Here is a 17,385-nt window from a genome sequence, read left to right as displayed (position 1 = left end):
TTTTTAAGTACGTAATTGTGCACCAATTGTGGCTGCTGTATCAATGAGTTTTGTCATTATTTCTTCAACTTCTTCATCAGTTAGGGTTTGTTCTGTACTTTGTAAAATAATTTTGACCGCCAGACTTTTCGTATTTTCCGCCATACCTTTACCGCGATAAACATCAAAAACAGATATTTCCTGAATGGCTGGATGTTTCACAGTAGACAACACATTGATCAGCTCTTCAGCAGTAGTTTGTTCGGAGATGATAAAGGCCAGATCACGCCGTACCGGTTGGAATTTAGATACTGGCTGATAAGTAATCCTGGCTTGTGCCAGAACAGCACTTAAATCAAGCTCAAATAAAATAGGCGACAAGGGCAGGTCGTATTTCTGTGTCCAGCGCGGATGCAATTCACCAATAACACCAACTACTTTATTATCAATGATAATTTCAGCGGTTCTGCCCGGATGGAGTGCAGGATGCTGTGCCGCGCGATAATTTACTTTATGCGCACTTAACAGGCCTGCAACATCGTTTTTGACATCATAGAAATCGGTGTTGCGAGTGGGTACTGCCCATTGCTCAGGAAAGACAGAACCATAAGCCAGACCGGCAATTTTTGTGGTTTGTGTATATTGCTGGTTTTGTTTTTGAAATACACGTGCTACTTCAAATAATCGTACTCTGTTTTGTTTACGGTTCAGATTATTGTGTAATATTTCAATCAGGCCGCCAAACAGAGTAGAGCGCATAACGCTGAGCTGACTTGCTATCGGATTTAGTAAACGAATCGGATCAGTATTACCGGCCAGATCGCGTTCCCATGCTTCTTCTACAAATGCGTAGCTGACTACTTCCTGATAGCCGCTATTAGCCAGTTGATGGTAAACACTAAACAGTGGCTTTTGTGTTTCCGGCAAAGCTACCATATTCAATTTGCCATTGGTATGATCATTGGGGATATTTTCATAACCATACACGCGGCCAATTTCTTCTATCAGGTCGGCTTCGATTTCAATATCAAAACGGAAGCTGGGTGAGGTAACAATAAAGCCATCTTCACAAGCTTGTGGCTCCAGTCCTAAATGCTGCAGGATAATGGCAATTCTGGCTGAATCAATGGCAACGCCTAATACTTTTGCTACTCTTGCTGTACGTACTTTTACCTGTTTAACTGCAGGCAGATTACCGGTTGCTTCTGTAATTGCACCAATTTCACCGCCACAGATTTCTTTTATCAGCGTAGTTGCCCGTTCAATGGCTTGTTGTTGTAAATTAAAGTCTACTCCGCGTTCAAAACGGAATGATGAATCTGAACCGAACCCATACTGCCGTGCTTTTCCGGCAATGATATCCGGGGTAAACCATGCGCTTTCAATCACAACATTACGCGTACTGTCTGTTACTGAGCTGTCAACACCACCCATTAATCCGGCAATACTCAGAACCTGTTTTTCATCAGCTACTACCAATGTGTTACTGCTTAGAGTTACGGTTTTATCATTGAGACATTCCAGTGTTTCACCTTCATGGGCACGGCGCACGATCAGTTTGCCGGAGATTTTATCTTCGTCAAACATATGCATTGGCTGACCCAGCTCAAGCATGACATAGTTACCTATATCAACCAGAGGATTAATGCTGCGCAGGCCACTGCGTTCGAGCCGCTGTTTTAACCATGCAGGCGTTACAGCATTAATATTAATTCCGCGAATTATCCGGCTAATAAAGCGGCCACAGTCTTCCGGTGCTTCGATGGTGACAGGCTGGCTGGCATCCAGTGTTGATGGATTAGTAACAATCTCTATTGGATTTTGTGGTTTCTGGGTTAAAGCACCTACCTCACGTGCTATGCCTTTTATACTCAGGCAGTCTGCTCTGTTAGGTGTGATTTTTAAGGTTTGCAGAACATCATCCAGATTGAGATAATCGCGGATATTATTGCCGACTGGTGCATCGGCAGGCAGAATCAGTAAGCCGTTTACTTCATCTTGTAAACCTAATTCTTTAGCAGAACACAGCATTCCGTTAGAGACTTGTCCGCGCATTTTTGTTGGTTTGATTTTGAAATCACCCGGTAAGACAGCACCAGCTAATGCACAGGGTACTTTGATTCCCGGTTGTACATTAGGAGCACCGCAAACGATTTGTATCAGTTCTCCTGTGCCGGCATCAACCTGTGTAATATTGAGACGGTCTGCATCTGGATGTTTGATTACAGATTTAACTTCGGCGATGACCACTCCTTGAAATGGAGGGGCAGCCAGGGTGGTTTCTTCTACTTCCAGTCCGGCCATGGTTAATAAATGTGCCAGCTCTTGTGCAGATAATTCAGGGTTAATCCATGAATATAACCAATTTTGAGAAAATTGCATGATGCTTCCAGTATATATTCTGTTTCGGTTTAATCCAAAAGTTCGGAGGCTGATTCAGGCATGCTCAGTGACACGATTATAAAGCCTTACAAACGCTTTTTTTACTTTTGGAATTAATATCTTTGATTAATGAAATTAGTTCAGGTTACTTAATTGGACTAAATAATTTTCTGGCAGTTTCCGGTCGGTTAAATCTGAGAAATTCATTTTTAATGCGCTATCCGATGTTCTGTACAACCAGTTATTGATAACTGGCTGAATGTAAAATCTAACTACTTAATCGCTATATTTACGGGATTTAGTCCGCTCAGTATTACCTGTCAGTTACATGATCAGTAATCTTAATCCTGAAATTGTTTTAGAAAATTCAGGTCATTATCAAAAAACAGGCGTAAATCATTAATGCCATAGCGAAGCATGGCAAAGCGATCCAGACCAATGCCAAAGGCAAAACCTGTATATTTTTCTGCATCTATATTGACATTTTTTAATACATTGGGGTGTACCATGCCGCAGCCGCCTACTTCCAGCCAGCCGCGTTCGCCCATGATGTCAATTTCTGCTGAAGGTTCTGTAAACGGGAAGAAGGAAGGGCGAAAACGTACCTGTAAATCATCGCGCTCAAAGAAACGGCGGATAAAGTCTGTAAAGACTGCTTTCAGATCGGCCATAGTAACGCCTTCTTCTATCCATAATCCTTCAGCCTGATGGAACATGGGAGAATGTGTTGCATCTGAATCGACACGGTATACACGTCCGGGAGCAATAATGCGAATCGGAGGCTCTTTTTTATCCAGCATGTAACGAATCTGGATAGGAGATGTATGGGTGCGCAGTACGTTACCATTTTCTACATAAAAAGTGTCCTGCATAGCACGAGCCGGATGATTTGGCGGAATATTTAAAGCCTGAAAGTTATGAAAATCATCTTCTATTTCCGGTCCGTCTGCTACAGTAAAACCCATGCTATGAAACAGTTCTACTATACGCTGCAAAGTAAGGGTAATCGGATGCAAACCCCCGAGATTTTGTCCGCGTCCGGGCAGGGTGACATCCAGCGCTTCTGCCGCCAGTTGCTGCTGAAGTTTTGCCTCATTTAATGCATCACGTTGTCGGTTGTATGCATCCTGAAATTGGTTTTTACACTCATTGATATGTGCGCCAGTTGTTTTGCGTTCTTCTGGCGACATTTTACCCAATGTTTTTAATAAAGCATTCAGTTCACCTGTTTTACCGAGATAGCGGGCTTTTACTAATTCTAATGCAGGTAAATCAATGGCTGAATTAACAGCAGCGATGCCTTCGGCAACGATGCGGTTGGCATTTTCCATAACAAGATTCTTTACTTAAAATATAATGAAAATATGTTTTGATGCTCTTTAGTTTTGCTGAATATGGCAGCTGTATTTTATCGATTACCGTATATCAGATCTTAAATGAGCTATATAACAATTTATAATAAAATATGTACTAAAAGATTATTTTAGCGCGAAATTCATCTGTTCAACAATGCTAAATATTGATGGAACAATGATGGAAATTTTTTTACTAAAGCAGAAATACAAAAAAAGGAAACCGAAGTTTCCTTTTTGCTAAGCTTTTTGTCTGTTAGGCCAAAGCAGCTTTTGCCTGTGCTGCCAATTGAGCAAATGCAGCCTGATCGAATACAGCCAGATCAGCCAGTACTTTGCGGTCAATAACAATGGCAGCTTTTTTCAGGCCATTCATGAATTTGCTGTAAGACAAACCATTCTGACGGGCTGCTGCATTAATACGAACGATCCACAACTGACGGAACTGACGTTTACGCTGACGACGGTCACGATAAGCATACTGACCGGCTTTCATTACTGCCTGTTTGGCAATGCGATAGACGTTTTTACGACGACCACGATAGCCTTTGGCTAACGCTAAAACTTTTTTATGACGTGCACGAGCGGTAACACCACGTTTTACGCGAGGCATAATTTAAACTCCTTAAGCGTAGGGTAACATTTTATGAACAGAAGCCATATCGCGTTCATTCACCATAGAGGTGCCACGCAATTGACGTTTGTTTTTGGTGGTTTTTTTCGTCAGAATGTGACGTTTGAACGCATGAGCGCGTTTTACACCACCGTTACCCAATACTTTAAAGCGTTTTTTCGCGCTTGATTTGGATTTCATTTTCGGCATGGGAAAACTCCATTGTTGTTTGATCAGGCGAGGGGTGGCTGAATTCAGCACTTTAACCCGCACACCACGGTTTTTGCCGCTTAAAATTTGATTCATGCACAGCGGCGATGCACAAGAAGCGGATTATAATATACCTGTACTGCTAAGACAATATAGCGATAATAACTTATAGCCAGGCACACCTGAATTTGTTAAGTTATTATTTGTGTTTTTAATAAAATGAAAAGTCTCATTTTACTGAGATAAAATGAGACTTTTTTAAGACAGGCTGAAATTCCGGTTAATGATTATTTTTTCTTCGTTGCAATAATCATTACCATCTGGCGACCTTCCATTTTTGGAAACTGCTCAACGGTACCAATTTCGATTAAATCAGCCTGAATACGCTTGAGTAGTTCTGCGCCCAGATGCTGATGTGCCATTTCGCGTCCGCGGAAACGTAAGGTAACTTTTACTTTATCACCGTCAGTCAAAAAGCGAACAATGTTACGCAATTTAATCTGATAGTCACCTTCATCGGTACCAGGCCGGAATTTAATTTCCTTAACCTGTACCTGTTTCTGCTTTTTGCGTTGCTCGTCGCGTTTTTTGGATTGCTCGTATTTGAATTTACCGAAATCCATTAATTTGCAGACGGGCGGTTTGGCTGTGGGGGCAATTTCCACCAGATCTACATCGTGCTCTTCGGCCAGTTTCAGGGCTTGCTGAGTCGATACTACACCCAACTGTTCGCCAGTTGGACCAATCAAACGCACTTCTTTAATGGTGATTTCACCGTTGATGCGTGCTTCGCGTTCTTGAGCGATGGTCGTACTCCTTATTCACGGTTTAATGAAGAGACAAGGCTTCTTGTTTCAGCTGGCTAATGAATGTTTCAATATCCATCTGACCAAGATCTTCACCGCCGCGTTTGCGAACGGCAACCTTGTTGTCCTGTTTTTCTTTTTCGCCTATAACTAGTTGATAGGGTAGGCGTTGCGTACTGTTATCTCGGATTTTGTATCCAATTTTCTCATTACGCAAGTCTAAATGCACGCGGAATCCTTCTGCGGTTAATAGCGTGGCAAGTTGCTGACAATATTCGGTTTGTGCTTCAGTAATATTCATAATTACCATTTGTACAGGTGCCAGCCACAGTGGAAATGCACCTGCATGATGTTCAATCAGGATGCCGATAAAGCGTTCCAGTGAACCTAGAATGGCGCGATGCAGCATTACCGGACGGGCTCGTCCGTTTTCTTCTGTTACATATTCTGCACCCAGACGTTCCGGAAGAACGAAATCCAGCTGAATGGTACCGCATTGCCATGAGCGGCCTAATGCATCCTTAATATGGTACTCTACTTTAGGTCCGTAGAAAGCGCCTTCTCCGGGCAGTTCTTCCCAGGTTACACCACAGGCTGTCAGTGCATCACGCAGTCCTTGTTCAGCTTTGTCCCAGATGGCGTCAGAGCCAGCGCGCTTTTCCGGACGCAAGGATAATTTAACCGCTACATCATTGAATTCGAACTGACGGTAAATACGCATTACCAGCTCATTGAATGCTTTTGCTTCACTGACAATCTGATCTTCGGTACAGAATATATGCGCATCATCCTGAGTAAAGCCGCGTACGCGCATCAGACCATGCAGGGCACCGGAAGGTTCATTACGATGGCAAGAACCAAATTCAGCGAGACGCAGCGGTAAATCACGATATGAGCGCAGCCCCTGATTAAAAATCTGGATGTGACCAGGGCAGTTCATGGGTTTTACAGCATAAACACGTTTTTCTGATTCAGTAATAAACATGTTTTCTTTGTAGTTATCCCAGTGACCGGATTTTTCCCATAATGTGCGATCCATAATCATGGGTGTTTTGATTTCCTGATAGCCGGCAGCAGACAGCTCGCGACGCATATGCTGTTCAATAACCTGCCACAGTGACCAGCCTTTGGGATGCCAGAATACCATACCCGGTGCTTCATCCTGCAAATGGAATAAATCCATTTGTTTTGCCAGTTTGCGGTGATCGCGTTTCTCTGCTTCCTCAATACGCTGGATGTAAGCATTCAGATCTTCTTTACTGGCCCAGGCTGTGCCGTAAATACGTTGCAGCTGTTCATTTTTAGCATCGCCGCGCCAGTAGGCACCTGAAAGCTTGGTCAGTTTGAAATTCTTGAGGAAGCGAGTATTAGGGACATGAGGTCCGCGACACATGTCTACATATTCCTGATGGTAATACAGACCCATAGCTTTTTCATCGGGCATATCTTCAATCAGGCGCAGCTTATAATCTTCATGACGCTGCTTAAATACATTAATTACCTCTTCGCGCGGGGTAACTTTTTTAATTACATCATAATTTTGTGCAATCAATTCTTTCATGCGAGTTTCAATTGCAGCAATATCTTCGGGTGTAAATGGGCGCTCGTACCAGATGTCATAATAAAAGCCGTCTTCAATTACCGGCCCGATAACCATTTTGGCTTCCGGATACAATTGTTTTACAGCATGACCAACCAGATGTGCACAGGAGTGACGAATGATTTCGACACCTTCTTTATCTTTGGCTGTAATAATGCTGACTTGTGCATCTTCTGTTACCTGATCACATGTATCTACCAGTTTACCGTTAATTTTACCGGCAATTGCGGCTTTGGCTAAGCCTGCACCTATGGAAGCGGCAATGTCAGCTATGCTTAATGGCGCTTCAAACTGACGGACAGAACCGTCAGGCAGGGTGATGTTCAGCATGCATACTCCACAAACAACAGACCAGACTCGCTTGATACAAGTGAGAAAATCAAATGGCTGCTTTTGATTATATTTATAAGGGTAAATAGAAGCCAAAGTTACTTAAGTGCACTTTTGCTTCTGTCAAATAATTTATTTTAGCGATTTGGATTTTGCTTGGCAATGCTTGGTCGGCGAAATGTGGTGCTTTAGGCTATAATAATATATTCTGTCATAATTTTTGCCTCTGAATTATTTAATATGCTGAAATTTTCTTTAAAGCGCACGGATGGCTTTGCGCGTCGTGGTACTCTGGAGTTGAATCATGGTACGGTGGAAACACCAGTATTTATGCCGGTAGGAACATACGGTTCAGTTAAGGCTATGTCGCCGCGTAATCTGGAAGAAATCAAGGCACAGATTATTCTGGGCAATACTTTTCATCTGTGGCTCAGACCCGGACTCGATGTTATCCGTGATTTTGGCGGGTTACATGATTTTATTGGCTGGAACCGGCCAATACTGACAGACTCCGGTGGTTTTCAGGTATTTTCACTGGCACAAATGCGTAAGTTAACAGAAGAAGGCTGTACTTTCCGCAGTCCTATTAATGGCGACAAGCTGTTTTTGTCTCCTGAAATTTCTATGCAGATTCAGACGGTACTCAATTCAGATATTGTCATGCAGCTGGATGAGTGTCCTGACGGAAATGTAGATGCCAGAGAAGCCGAAAAATCTCTGCAAATGAGTTTGCGCTGGGCTGAACGCAGTAAAAATGAGTTTGAACGCCTGAATAATCCGAATGCTTTATTCGGTATTGTTCAGGGTGGAATGTACGAGGATCTGCGCGAACAATCACTGGCCGGACTGGAGGAAATCGGTTTTCCCGGATTATCTGTAGGCGGGCTGTCTGTGGGTGAGCCAAAACCTGAAATGTACCGTATTTTGCGTGCTATCGGACCTAAACTTCCGGCACATAAACCACATTATCTGATGGGAGTAGGTACACCTGAAGATTTGGTATACGGTGTGGCATGCGGCATTGATATGTTTGATTGTGTTATGCCTACCCGCAATGCGCGTAATGGCTGGCTGTTTACCCGTTTTGGTGATGTAAAAATCCGAAATGCCATATACCGGCATGACCAGCGTCCGCTGGACGAAAGCTGTGACTGTTACACATGTCGCAATTTCAGCAGGGCTTATCTGCATCATTTACAGCGTGTGGGTGAGATTTTGGGTGCACAGTTAAATACGATACATAATTTGCGCTATTATCAGATACTGACTGCAGAAATGCGTCTGGCTATTGAAGCTGGTAAATTCGAAGATTTTCAAACACGCTTTCATGCTGAGCGTGCCCGGGGTGTATTGTGATCAGAAAAAGCACGGTAGCGACTATTGTCTTTATATGATAGAGGCAAATGATGTCAGGCTAGTGGTTATAATCTGCAGTTAGTAAATTTTTTGAATATTGTTGAGTTATAGTGGAGAGCAAGTATGAGTGAAAAAGCCTGGTCAGGCCGTTTTCATGAACCGGTAAGTGAACTGGTTAAACAGTACACAGCATCAATAACTTTTGATAAACGTTTGGCACAATGTGATATTCAGGGTTCTCTGGCGCATGCACAGATGCTGCATCAGTCTGGCGTGCTTAGTGCAGAAGATCTTGCAGCAATTAAAACCGGTATGCAGGAAATCCTGGCAGAAATTGCTGCCGGTAAAATTGACTGGTCAGTAGATCTGGAAGATGTTCATATGAATGTGGAACATTTACTGACTCAGAAAGTAGGGGATGCCGGTAAACGTTTACATACTGGACGTAGTCGTAATGACCAGGTTGCTACAGATATTCGTTTGTGGCTGCGTGATGAAATAGACAGTATTGTTCTGTTAATTAAAGATTTACAATCTGCTTTGGTTGATCTGGCCGATAAAAATGCAGAGGTGGTGATGCCGGGCTTTACTCATATGCAGGTAGCTCAGCCTGTAAGCTTCGGCCACCATATGCTGGCATATGTGGAAATGCTGGGGCGTGATAGTGAACGGATGCTGGACTGCCGTCATCGTGTAAACCGTATGCCATTGGGTGCGGCTGCTCTGGCCGGAACGACATTTCCTATTCAACGCGAGATAACTGCTCAATTACTTGGTTTTGAAGAAATTTGCCAGAATTCTCTGGATGCAGTGTCTGATCGCGATTTTGCCATTGAGTTTACTGCTGCAGCATCCATTCTGATGGTACATCTTTCCCGTCTGAGTGAAGAATTAATTTACTGGATGAGTCCGCGTTTTGGCTTTATTGACATTGCCGACCGGTTCTGTACTGGTTCCAGTATCATGCCGCAGAAAAAGAATCCTGATGTACCTGAGCTTGTACGTGGAAAAAGCGCAAGAGTTGTAGGACATCTGATGGGGCTGATTACTTTAATGAAATCACAGCCACTGGCATACAACAAAGATAATCAGGAAGATAAGGAGCCGCTTTTTGATACAGTTGATACTTTGACAGATACTTTGCGTATTTACGCAGAGATGATGCGAGGTGTTAGCGTTAAACCTGCAAATATGCGTGCGGCAGTTTTGCAAGGTTTTGCAACAGCAACAGACCTGGCTGATTATCTGGTTAAAAAAGGTTTACCTTTTCGCGATAGTCATGAGGTCGTTGCACGTGCTGTCCGACTGGCAGAAGAGCAGCAACGGGAATTAAGTGAGTTACCGCTGGATATATTACAGTCTTTCTCCGGCTTGATAGAAGAAGACGTTTATCAGGTACTTTCTCCTGAGGGCAGTCTTCTTGCCCGTAATCATATTGGCGGTACTGCGCCGGTTCAGGTACGCGCACAGGTTGCTCGCTGGCGTCAGTATTTGCAGGCGGTTTAGCGTTTGTTAAACCAGCTTAGCTGGTTATGAGGATATTAAAAAACGGGTCAGATATTTTTGTCTGATTTATATTATTGGATTTAAATTCAGATTATCTCCTCTGAATAATTTGTCAGGATCAAACAGCCGGTATGCAGTGCATACCGGCTTAAAGTATTAATTCAGATAATTATATTTTTTTGGCTCTGAATACTATTGGTACAATTATTTTTATTGGTTTGTTTATATTTTTGATTTCTATTTGAATCTTAATACGATAGCTTATACTAATGAATTTTCCGTTTGAATCAAAATAGAAATCGCTTACCATTGGAAGAAATTGATATTCGAATTGATCTGAGTTATTTATAAAAAAATTATTTCTATCAGATAATGAAGCAGCTATATTCTTTACAGCAGCGTCTAACTCAGGTTTATATTTACTATCAGGATATGCTTTGTATAACCTTTCTTTTAATATCGTAGAAATATTCAGGTTATCAAGATATGTAGTATTATGTTTCAAGCTTGCAATATTATCTGTATTCAGCTTGAGCTGATATTTTGCCTTTAGCCTTTTGCCGTACTTGTCAACATTTACCTTTTTGAAAGCATTGGGATTAATTGCTGCATAACTGTCATAAATATTTACTTTTTTGAAGACACCTCGATCGGCGGCGTAGCTATCAGATGTATAATCGGGTAAATTTTTTAATAAATCTGATACAGAGATATCAGATATGGTTTCCTGTGAAATTGGTGGTTGAATATCCTTGTTATTTATCATCCGTTTATTGTCAGGTATGGTATCTGATGCATGAGTAGATGATTTTGTATCTGGTGAGTTTTCAATTATATGGCTACATGAAGTAACTATTTCTACAACTGCGAATATTAAAAAACATTTTTTAAATTTCAGCCACATAGAAATTCCTTTAAATTAAGAAGAATTCTGACAATTAATAAAACATATTATCATTATTTATATAAATTTTGCTTATATAATTTATTATTATATTTAAGATCAACAGTAATTAGTCTTATATCATGGATAGCATTTAATCAGTTGGGTTTATTTCATAGAAATTTACGATTATGTCATAAAGAATTTTAGTAGCTGATACAATGAATGTATTCATATATCTTTTTATTTATTTTATTATTCAATATTAGGGTAAAAGTAGTTGCGTAGTCGGGCAAGCATATCCAGATCTGCTATTAAAGCACTACAATCTGCATAGCCATATTGCTGTAATAGCAGCGGATTTATCCAATTCAGACGATTATCCAGGCGTTTACAAAGTTCTGTTTCTAAACAGGTGTTGGTAAATTTTTCACTATTTTGCCATACATAGTTAATCAGTTCCTCGTCTTTAAAATGGAGTAAAGTTATTTTATTGTTAATCATTACTATGCCTCTCATATAACAGCGCTTATAAGATTATATTCTTTACTGTTCATAACTTTTTTCTTATTTTTTCCTCGTTTGATTTCCTCATGTTTCTCTTTATTAAATACTGACTATCACAATTTTTCAGATGATTAAAAAAATTTGATACTGATAAAGGTAGTCAAAAAATTAACCTGCATGATAATCAATAATTTATCAATGTTTCTCCTTTGTAGACCTGCTTATGTGTTTTGGCAAATATACTATTTCATCATGCTTTTATTAATTAATAAATTAATATTTTTATGTATTTATTTAAATTCTTATTTATGTTTTAATCAAAATAAGGTAAGTGTATTAATTTTATTCAAATCTATTTTTATTATGTTCTCAGTACTTATAACGGTTGATTTTAGCCAGAAATGGTTATATCGATTGGTTCCCAATCATCACTATTTTTACAAGATAACCAACTAAGAGATGTGTCGCCGATGTTGTACTCATTTTCTTCAGTTGTAGAAATAACTACTCCATGGCTTTCAGAAAAAAATAAAACAATAAATCCATATTCCGGATCTCTGCGAGCTACCGGATATGTAATTCTCTCGCTTGAAGGTTTGACAATTTCCAACATAATTAGCTCCTTGAAAATATGATTAAGTGGTAGTAATAAAAATTTGCTATTACCAAGTTCTAAAAACTGAAACATACTTATATGTGACAAATATGCTGTAGTTTTTAAACTCACTTTAATTCTGTTTTGGCTAAAGTCTATTTAGAAAATAATTAACAAATAAAATATACGAAAGTTATTTAAGCTAAGTTTATGAAAAAGAGTAATTAGTTCCGTCATAAATTTCTTCCTTTTTAAAGTTTTGTTTAATGTTAAAGCCATTGGTTTCATAAATTTTTCCATGTGTATATATTACAATTGTAATTAAATATTTGCAATCATTTTTGTGATAATTTAAGTGTAAATATTATAATTATTTGATTATTATATGTTTTAAAGATTAATTTTGTGATTGAATGACGTAAAAAAAACCGCTATTGGATAGCGGTATGAATTTAGACTTTTAACCTCCCCGCCAGACCATCTTACCAAGCACTTTGAATTGATCATATGTTTCCTGTGTAACATGCATAGTTTCATAGTCACGATGATAGCTAATAATATCTATACCATTTTCTGTGTTGCGTAATTCTTTTATATATAATCTGTTTTTATAGATTATTGCATATACACCGCCATCTACAATTTCCAGATCATTTATGTTTAACAAAATTGTATCCATGTCATAGAGTAATGGCTCCATAGATTCGCCACGGACATACATTGCTTTAAGAGATGACTCATCAAGCCCCTTTCTTTGTAACCAGCTTTCTCTGAAAAGCAATTTATCTTGAGTATCACGAACTATCCAGGTTGCGTTACCCATACCTGCAGATAAACTAATATCATAATATGGAATCTTCACATATGCCCCAATACTGTTACTAATATTTTTGTCAGAATAACTACCAATTTCAGAGGATAACGGAACGACGCTTAAGTCCTTTACACCGTTTAATAAGTAATTCGGTGTGGTATCAAGAACCTCTGCAAGCTCTATGATTTTTTTGGTGCTTTTATTTCTGCCTGTTTCAATTTGAGCTATTGTACTTTGTGGAACGCCTGCCATTTTTGCTAATTTAGCCTGTGAAAGATTTTTACCCTCACGAAGCTTAGCCAGACGTTCGCCGAATGTGGTCATGGATCACTTTCTGAATAAAAGTCAAAATTTATCACATTTGTAATAATGCTTCAATAGCCTAATTTTATCATTTATTTAATATAAATTTATATAAAGATTTGTTTATAATTCATCATAAATGAGCGGTTATATTATATTTTAAAGTGTTATCGAATTTATTATAGGCTTCAGATTTGTTATCAAATATTGGCTTAATTATAATCCCATCACATTTTATTAAAAAATAGTAACAACTATGCTATATGCTACTATTAATATTTAGAGCTATATATTAACTAGTAAAGTATTAAGAGTTAATCAGAGCTAGTATGGTCATAATTACCAATAAAAAACGCTGCACAAATTTGCTATTAATAGTTCAATTCTTAAGTGATAATTGATTCATCCATTTTGCTATAAAAATAATATTTTGATTTTAAATATTTATTGTAAAATTAAAATTTATTAACACATAATAAGACGGAATTAATTTTACGCATTGTGCTGATTTATATTAAACTGATTTGCAGAAAATATGAATTTATATGAATAAAATTCATTTTAATTAATCTTGATTTTTTCAGATTGGTAGGGGATAATTTCCTTGGTTCCAAAATATCTAAGCTAGTAATAAATATTTTTCTATGTTTATTCATTTAATGCTATAAGTATTCAAAAATTAGCAATAAACAAGTCAAATTTTTAGATATATATTTTAAATTTTTCTATGACAACCCCGCAAATATAAAAGTTATCAGACATTTTAATAATCGGGTAGCGATTATTAAGTGGTTTCAAATAATGATAGCTACCCTCACTGATATACTGCTTAAACATGGCTTCGCTGTCATTTTCACGCACAATAACAAAACAGCCATTTTTTACAGAATGCTCTGGATCAACAATAATTCTGTCGCCTGTAGTAAATTCAGGTTCCATGCTATCACCTTTAACTTCAAGTGCAAATGCTTGGTTTCCAGGTTTGCGTAGTGTTGGTACCCAGATAATATTGCTTTCTGTTAGAGCATTTTTGTCCAGCTGTTTGTTAGCATCTACCCATGATAGTAAGGGCACTTTATAACCATTAAACAAAATTTCGTTAGTTTCAAATGAACCAATACCAAAATGCTCAGGTTGAACAACATCGGCAAAATATGAAACCAGCTTGTCAATATGTGTTTTATCTACACGACCAGTCTGGATCCAACTAGTTACTGAAGGCGGCTTGATTCCAAATGCACGAGCTACATCCGCTTTGCGGACGCCTTTGAGTTCAATCGCCGATTTAATTGCCTCACCTAATTTTTTACCAGTATACATAATTAACCCTTAGTTTATACCTAATCTTATTTAGTGGTTTCATAATTAGGCAATGATTTGCATTTTATTAGTTATAGACTTATTATTATGACAATTTTAATAGATAATTATGGCTTCTATTAATTATAATCAATTTTATTTAAGGCATAAGTAAAGATATATTTATTAAATTATATGATAATACAAATGCATAATTTAATTTATAAGGAATATCTATTATATAAAAAAGGAATCATATGATTTTACAAAAAAATATTTAACCAATATTAATCTGAGTGTATATTTTAAATATTAATTCCTAATTGAAAAATATAATAAATTAAACCATTTATTGTAAAATAAAATCAAATAGCATATTTATTAGATTAAGGTATATCTATGAAAGACTATAAATTTGAAGTAGATCTGGCGGAAAATGTATTGCGCGCTTATGAATATTGCATGAGAGACACAATCAAAAAAGGGCATTGCCGAAGTATAGAGTGGAAATATCAGGCACATACACCGGAAAAAAAAGTTCAGCAGACACTTTATCCTACTTATCAGCCAGAAGTGTATGATATGGTAAAAGCATCTATGGGAAATCTGTTTTACAAAAATCGTGAAGCTTTTGCTTTATTATCCAGTAAATACTGTAAATTAAGTCCTTTATATAAACGTCAGAACCAAAATACAATCAAACGTAATCAGCGTAGACGTTATTCCAGTAAGGACTGGAATGAGTCAATTGAACAAAGTTTGTGGCTCTTTTGGCAAGAAATGAAAACACAATCAGATTTTAAAAAATATTTTCGGTTTTCTTCTTGACAATTAGTTTACAATGATTATAATACATTTATATTTTATAGGTATGCTTAACCTTAAACAGCTGATAATTAAAGTTCCCGAAAGGGAGCTTTTTTGCGTCTTGAGATAGCGTTTTCACTTCCTTTTGCTATTAAGTTAAATTTTTTATTTCGTTATTGAATGAGTAAAATTAAAGCAGGTTTATAGCTCAGCTTATATTTTATTTTTAAAGTAGTATCAAATTAATTATTTTATATTTAATTTTAGTTTAATATTTATATATTAATAAATTGAAATTGAATATTTATAAAATAGATTAAATATTTGTATTTTAAAATATAAGATATATAAATGTTGAAATTTTCAAATTGACAGTAATTCATAAAAGTCAATTTATTAATATTTTTTAGAATTTTATATTTATATATTAAGTCGAATGCACATTTCTAGTACTCGGCTCAATATCTCATGAAAACATTTATTATAAATATTGAGGTTGTAATTAAAGAGTCTATAAGAAGCCTCCTCTGTAAATGATTTGGCCGATTAATTCAATATCATTTAATGATACAGATTTCATCTGGATATTCATAGAAGTTATAGCTTTTAAATGGTTATTTTAATAACCAATTAAGTTTATATTACCTTAAACTTACATAAAGTTAAAACAGCTAATCAACTTATTATATAGTTTGTAAATATATTTTATTAAATATTGGTTAATTTGTATAAGGTTAAAATTGAAAAACTAAAATTTAGATACATAGAATTTATTTTTAAAAAGGAAATACCTCAAAGGCTGCCACCTATGAGGTATTAAATAAACAAAACCCAAGACTAATTTAAGGAGTTTTGAATGGATAATGATATCACATTTGTTTCTTTTCATGGGAGTAGTTTGGCTACTGTCAAGGTCAAAAATACTATTTACGTTTGCATGAAATCCGTGGTGCAGGGGATTGGACTGGATTGGTCAACCCAGCATCGTAAATTAAAAGGCTGCTACCAAAAATATGGTTGTGGATTTTTATCTATACCAAACAAAAGTGGCACTAAAAAAATTCTGGTTATTCCGTTAAAAAAACTGACTAACTGGTTGCAAAGCATTAATCCGAAAAAAGTAAAAGACAGTTTGAAGGAATTGGTTGGGGTGTATCAGAATGAGTGTTCTCAAGCCATTCATTCACATTGGCGTAAATCAAGAGTAGCTAAAAAGCGTGGCCGACCTGGATTAGTTAAAGAAAATGGCGCTTCTGGATTGTTGCCGGCACAGATTACCATGATCAAGACTTTGCACAAACAGCTGGTAATGTCTGTAGAGCCTGAAAAACAGACTGAACTGGCTATGACATTATGGCAGGCTGTACGCACACGTTATGGTGTCAGCTATGAAAAAGTTCCGTCATCTAAATTTATTGATGTAATTTGCCTTTTAAGCCGGGTCGCTGTTAAAAAAGTTAATTTTAACAGTAAGGAAGTTACTAAAAACTGTTCAGACGAAATTCATGTTTCGGTGCAAAGTCTGATAAATTTATATGAATCATTTGTTTGTTCTCAGAAAATGCGGTTGATGTATGAACATTTATTACCTGCTTTCCGTATCCTGGGTAGTAAATATGAATCTCAGATTCATGAATTTGGCTATGGTATGGATAGCATTTTTAATAAATGTCATAAAGCTTTCTTACCTTTATTTGAAAAAATACCGGATTCTCCTGCCAAGGAATCAGCACGGGAATACCTGGCTAAATTGATGTAAACATTCAGGCTGAAAAAGTATTTTAATTTTTACTGAGTTTTAGCCATGCTTTATAAAATTAAAGGTATGGCTAATTTGCTGTTAAAGATATCTCGCAATATTACAAACGATTTAAATCAGAATTATGAATATAAAATATAGTTTTATATTATTTAATTGTATTTTAAATTTCATAAAAGATTAAAAATATATTGGAAGATATTTGTTTATATTTATGATTATAAATAGATATTTATAATCTATTGGTATTAAAGCCGGCTTTCAGCCGGTTTTTTTTGAGGATT

15 protein-coding genes are annotated in these 17,385 nt (G+C 37.2%); 4 read left to right on the top strand and 11 right to left on the bottom strand.

From position 1 onward, the window contains the following. Positions 1-3: 3 nt before the first annotated feature. The 6 genes from pheT to thrS all read right to left on the bottom strand — a co-directional run bounded on the left by pheT (position 4) and on the right by thrS (position 7,272). Complete coding sequence (gene pheT, locus H3U82_RS04730) at positions 4-2,361, bottom strand: phenylalanine--tRNA ligase subunit beta (protein ID WP_198209463.1); 2,358 nt, start codon at positions 2,359-2,361, stop codon at positions 4-6. A gap of 341 nt (positions 2,362-2,702) precedes the next feature. Further along, on the bottom strand, positions 2,703-3,692 hold the full coding sequence (gene pheS, locus H3U82_RS04725; RefSeq protein ID WP_198209461.1) for a phenylalanine--tRNA ligase subunit alpha: 990 nt from the start codon (positions 3,690-3,692) through the stop codon (positions 2,703-2,705). A 277-nt stretch (positions 3,693-3,969) separates the two neighbouring features. Then, entirely contained in the window at positions 3,970-4,326 is a 357-nt protein-coding gene (gene rplT, locus H3U82_RS04720; RefSeq protein ID WP_025330521.1) for a 50S ribosomal protein L20, read from the bottom strand. 12 nt (positions 4,327-4,338) lie between these two features. After that, positions 4,339-4,536 carry a 50S ribosomal protein L35 gene (rpmI, locus tag H3U82_RS04715; RefSeq protein ID WP_025330522.1) on the bottom strand — a complete coding sequence of 66 codons (198 nt, stop codon included), beginning with the start codon at positions 4,534-4,536 and terminating at the stop codon, positions 4,339-4,341. A 287-nt stretch (positions 4,537-4,823) separates the two neighbouring features. Next, positions 4,824-5,342 carry a translation initiation factor IF-3 gene (gene infC / locus H3U82_RS04710; protein WP_110414147.1) on the bottom strand — a complete coding sequence of 173 codons (519 nt, stop codon included), beginning with the start codon at positions 5,340-5,342 and terminating at the stop codon, positions 4,824-4,826. A 22-nt stretch (positions 5,343-5,364) separates the two neighbouring features. Continuing rightward, positions 5,365-7,272 (bottom strand): threonine--tRNA ligase, encoded by a 1,908-nt coding sequence (gene thrS / locus H3U82_RS04705; protein WP_198209453.1) that lies wholly within the window; start codon positions 7,270-7,272, stop codon positions 5,365-5,367. A gap of 240 nt (positions 7,273-7,512) precedes the next feature. Here thrS and tgt point away from each other — a divergent pair, with 240 nt between their 5' ends. After that, positions 7,513-8,628: a tRNA guanosine(34) transglycosylase Tgt gene (tgt, locus tag H3U82_RS04700; RefSeq protein WP_084585980.1), complete on the top strand. Its 1,116-nt coding sequence runs from the start codon at positions 7,513-7,515 to the stop codon at positions 8,626-8,628. Positions 8,629-8,751: 123 nt separating this feature from the next. Further along, a complete protein-coding gene (argH, locus tag H3U82_RS04695; RefSeq protein WP_084552748.1) occupies positions 8,752-10,134 on the top strand; it encodes an argininosuccinate lyase in 1,383 nt (460 codons plus the stop codon). 169 nt (positions 10,135-10,303) lie between these two features. On the opposite strand, the gene H3U82_RS04690 is transcribed toward argH, so the two are convergent. From H3U82_RS04690 to H3U82_RS04670, 5 genes are all read right to left on the bottom strand, one after another. Continuing rightward, a complete protein-coding gene (locus H3U82_RS04690; RefSeq protein ID WP_198209451.1) occupies positions 10,304-11,038 on the bottom strand; it encodes a hypothetical protein in 735 nt (244 codons plus the stop codon). A gap of 234 nt (positions 11,039-11,272) precedes the next feature. Then, the gene (locus H3U82_RS04685; RefSeq protein WP_198209448.1) at positions 11,273-11,521 is read right to left on the bottom strand and encodes a hypothetical protein; all 249 of its coding nucleotides are present in this window, start codon (positions 11,519-11,521) and stop codon (positions 11,273-11,275) included. A gap of 394 nt (positions 11,522-11,915) precedes the next feature. After that, positions 11,916-12,137: a hypothetical protein gene (locus H3U82_RS04680; RefSeq protein ID WP_078474571.1), complete on the bottom strand. Its 222-nt coding sequence runs from the start codon at positions 12,135-12,137 to the stop codon at positions 11,916-11,918. A 442-nt stretch (positions 12,138-12,579) separates the two neighbouring features. Then, positions 12,580-13,257 carry a LexA family transcriptional regulator gene (locus tag H3U82_RS04675; RefSeq protein WP_078474570.1) on the bottom strand — a complete coding sequence of 226 codons (678 nt, stop codon included), beginning with the start codon at positions 13,255-13,257 and terminating at the stop codon, positions 12,580-12,582. Between the two features lie 681 nt (positions 13,258-13,938). Further along, the gene (locus tag H3U82_RS04670) at positions 13,939-14,556 is read right to left on the bottom strand and encodes a LexA family transcriptional regulator (protein ID WP_174830037.1); all 618 of its coding nucleotides are present in this window, start codon (positions 14,554-14,556) and stop codon (positions 13,939-13,941) included. A 378-nt stretch (positions 14,557-14,934) separates the two neighbouring features. On the opposite strand from H3U82_RS04670, the gene H3U82_RS04665 reads away from it, so the two are divergent. Further along, positions 14,935-15,363 carry a hypothetical protein gene (locus tag H3U82_RS04665; RefSeq protein WP_110414151.1) on the top strand — a complete coding sequence of 143 codons (429 nt, stop codon included), beginning with the start codon at positions 14,935-14,937 and terminating at the stop codon, positions 15,361-15,363. 835 nt (positions 15,364-16,198) lie between these two features. Then, complete coding sequence (locus H3U82_RS04660) at positions 16,199-17,101, top strand: phage antirepressor N-terminal domain-containing protein (RefSeq protein ID WP_198209446.1); 903 nt, start codon at positions 16,199-16,201, stop codon at positions 17,099-17,101. Positions 17,102-17,385 lie beyond the last annotated feature (284 nt).

This window comes from Snodgrassella sp. W8132, assembly GCF_016100865.1.
GTDB lineage: Bacteria > Pseudomonadota > Gammaproteobacteria > Burkholderiales > Neisseriaceae > Snodgrassella > Snodgrassella alvi.
Note: the sequence above shows the minus strand (reverse complement) of the source record. Positions and strands in the feature narration are given on the sequence as shown.

Bases quoted from the DNA above. Each gene is read 5' to 3' on its own strand.
- H3U82_RS04660 (WP_198209446.1), top strand. From the start codon at position 16,199: ATGGATAATGATATCACATTTGTTTCTTTTCATGGGAGTAGTTTGGCT.
- H3U82_RS04680 (WP_078474571.1), bottom strand. From the start codon at position 12,137: ATGTTGGAAATTGTCAAACCTTCAAGCGAGAGAATTACATATCCGGTA.
- H3U82_RS04685 (WP_198209448.1), bottom strand. From the start codon at position 11,521: ATGATTAACAATAAAATAACTTTACTCCATTTTAAAGACGAGGAACTG.
- rplT (WP_025330521.1), bottom strand. From the start codon at position 4,326: ATGCCTCGCGTAAAACGTGGTGTTACCGCTCGTGCACGTCATAAAAAA.
- pheS (WP_198209461.1), bottom strand. From the start codon at position 3,692: ATGGAAAATGCCAACCGCATCGTTGCCGAAGGCATCGCTGCTGTTAAT.
- H3U82_RS04690 (WP_198209451.1), bottom strand. From the start codon at position 11,038: ATGTGGCTGAAATTTAAAAAATGTTTTTTAATATTCGCAGTTGTAGAA.
- rpmI (WP_025330522.1), bottom strand. From the start codon at position 4,536: ATGCCGAAAATGAAATCCAAATCAAGCGCGAAAAAACGCTTTAAAGTA.
- pheT (WP_198209463.1), bottom strand. From the start codon at position 2,361: ATGCAATTTTCTCAAAATTGGTTATATTCATGGATTAACCCTGAATTA.
- argH (WP_084552748.1), top strand. From the start codon at position 8,752: ATGAGTGAAAAAGCCTGGTCAGGCCGTTTTCATGAACCGGTAAGTGAA.
- H3U82_RS04665 (WP_110414151.1), top strand. From the start codon at position 14,935: ATGAAAGACTATAAATTTGAAGTAGATCTGGCGGAAAATGTATTGCGC.
- H3U82_RS04670 (WP_174830037.1), bottom strand. From the start codon at position 14,556: ATGTATACTGGTAAAAAATTAGGTGAGGCAATTAAATCGGCGATTGAA.
- tgt (WP_084585980.1), top strand. From the start codon at position 7,513: ATGCTGAAATTTTCTTTAAAGCGCACGGATGGCTTTGCGCGTCGTGGT.
- H3U82_RS04675 (WP_078474570.1), bottom strand. From the start codon at position 13,257: ATGACCACATTCGGCGAACGTCTGGCTAAGCTTCGTGAGGGTAAAAAT.
- thrS (WP_198209453.1), bottom strand. From the start codon at position 7,272: ATGCTGAACATCACCCTGCCTGACGGTTCTGTCCGTCAGTTTGAAGCG.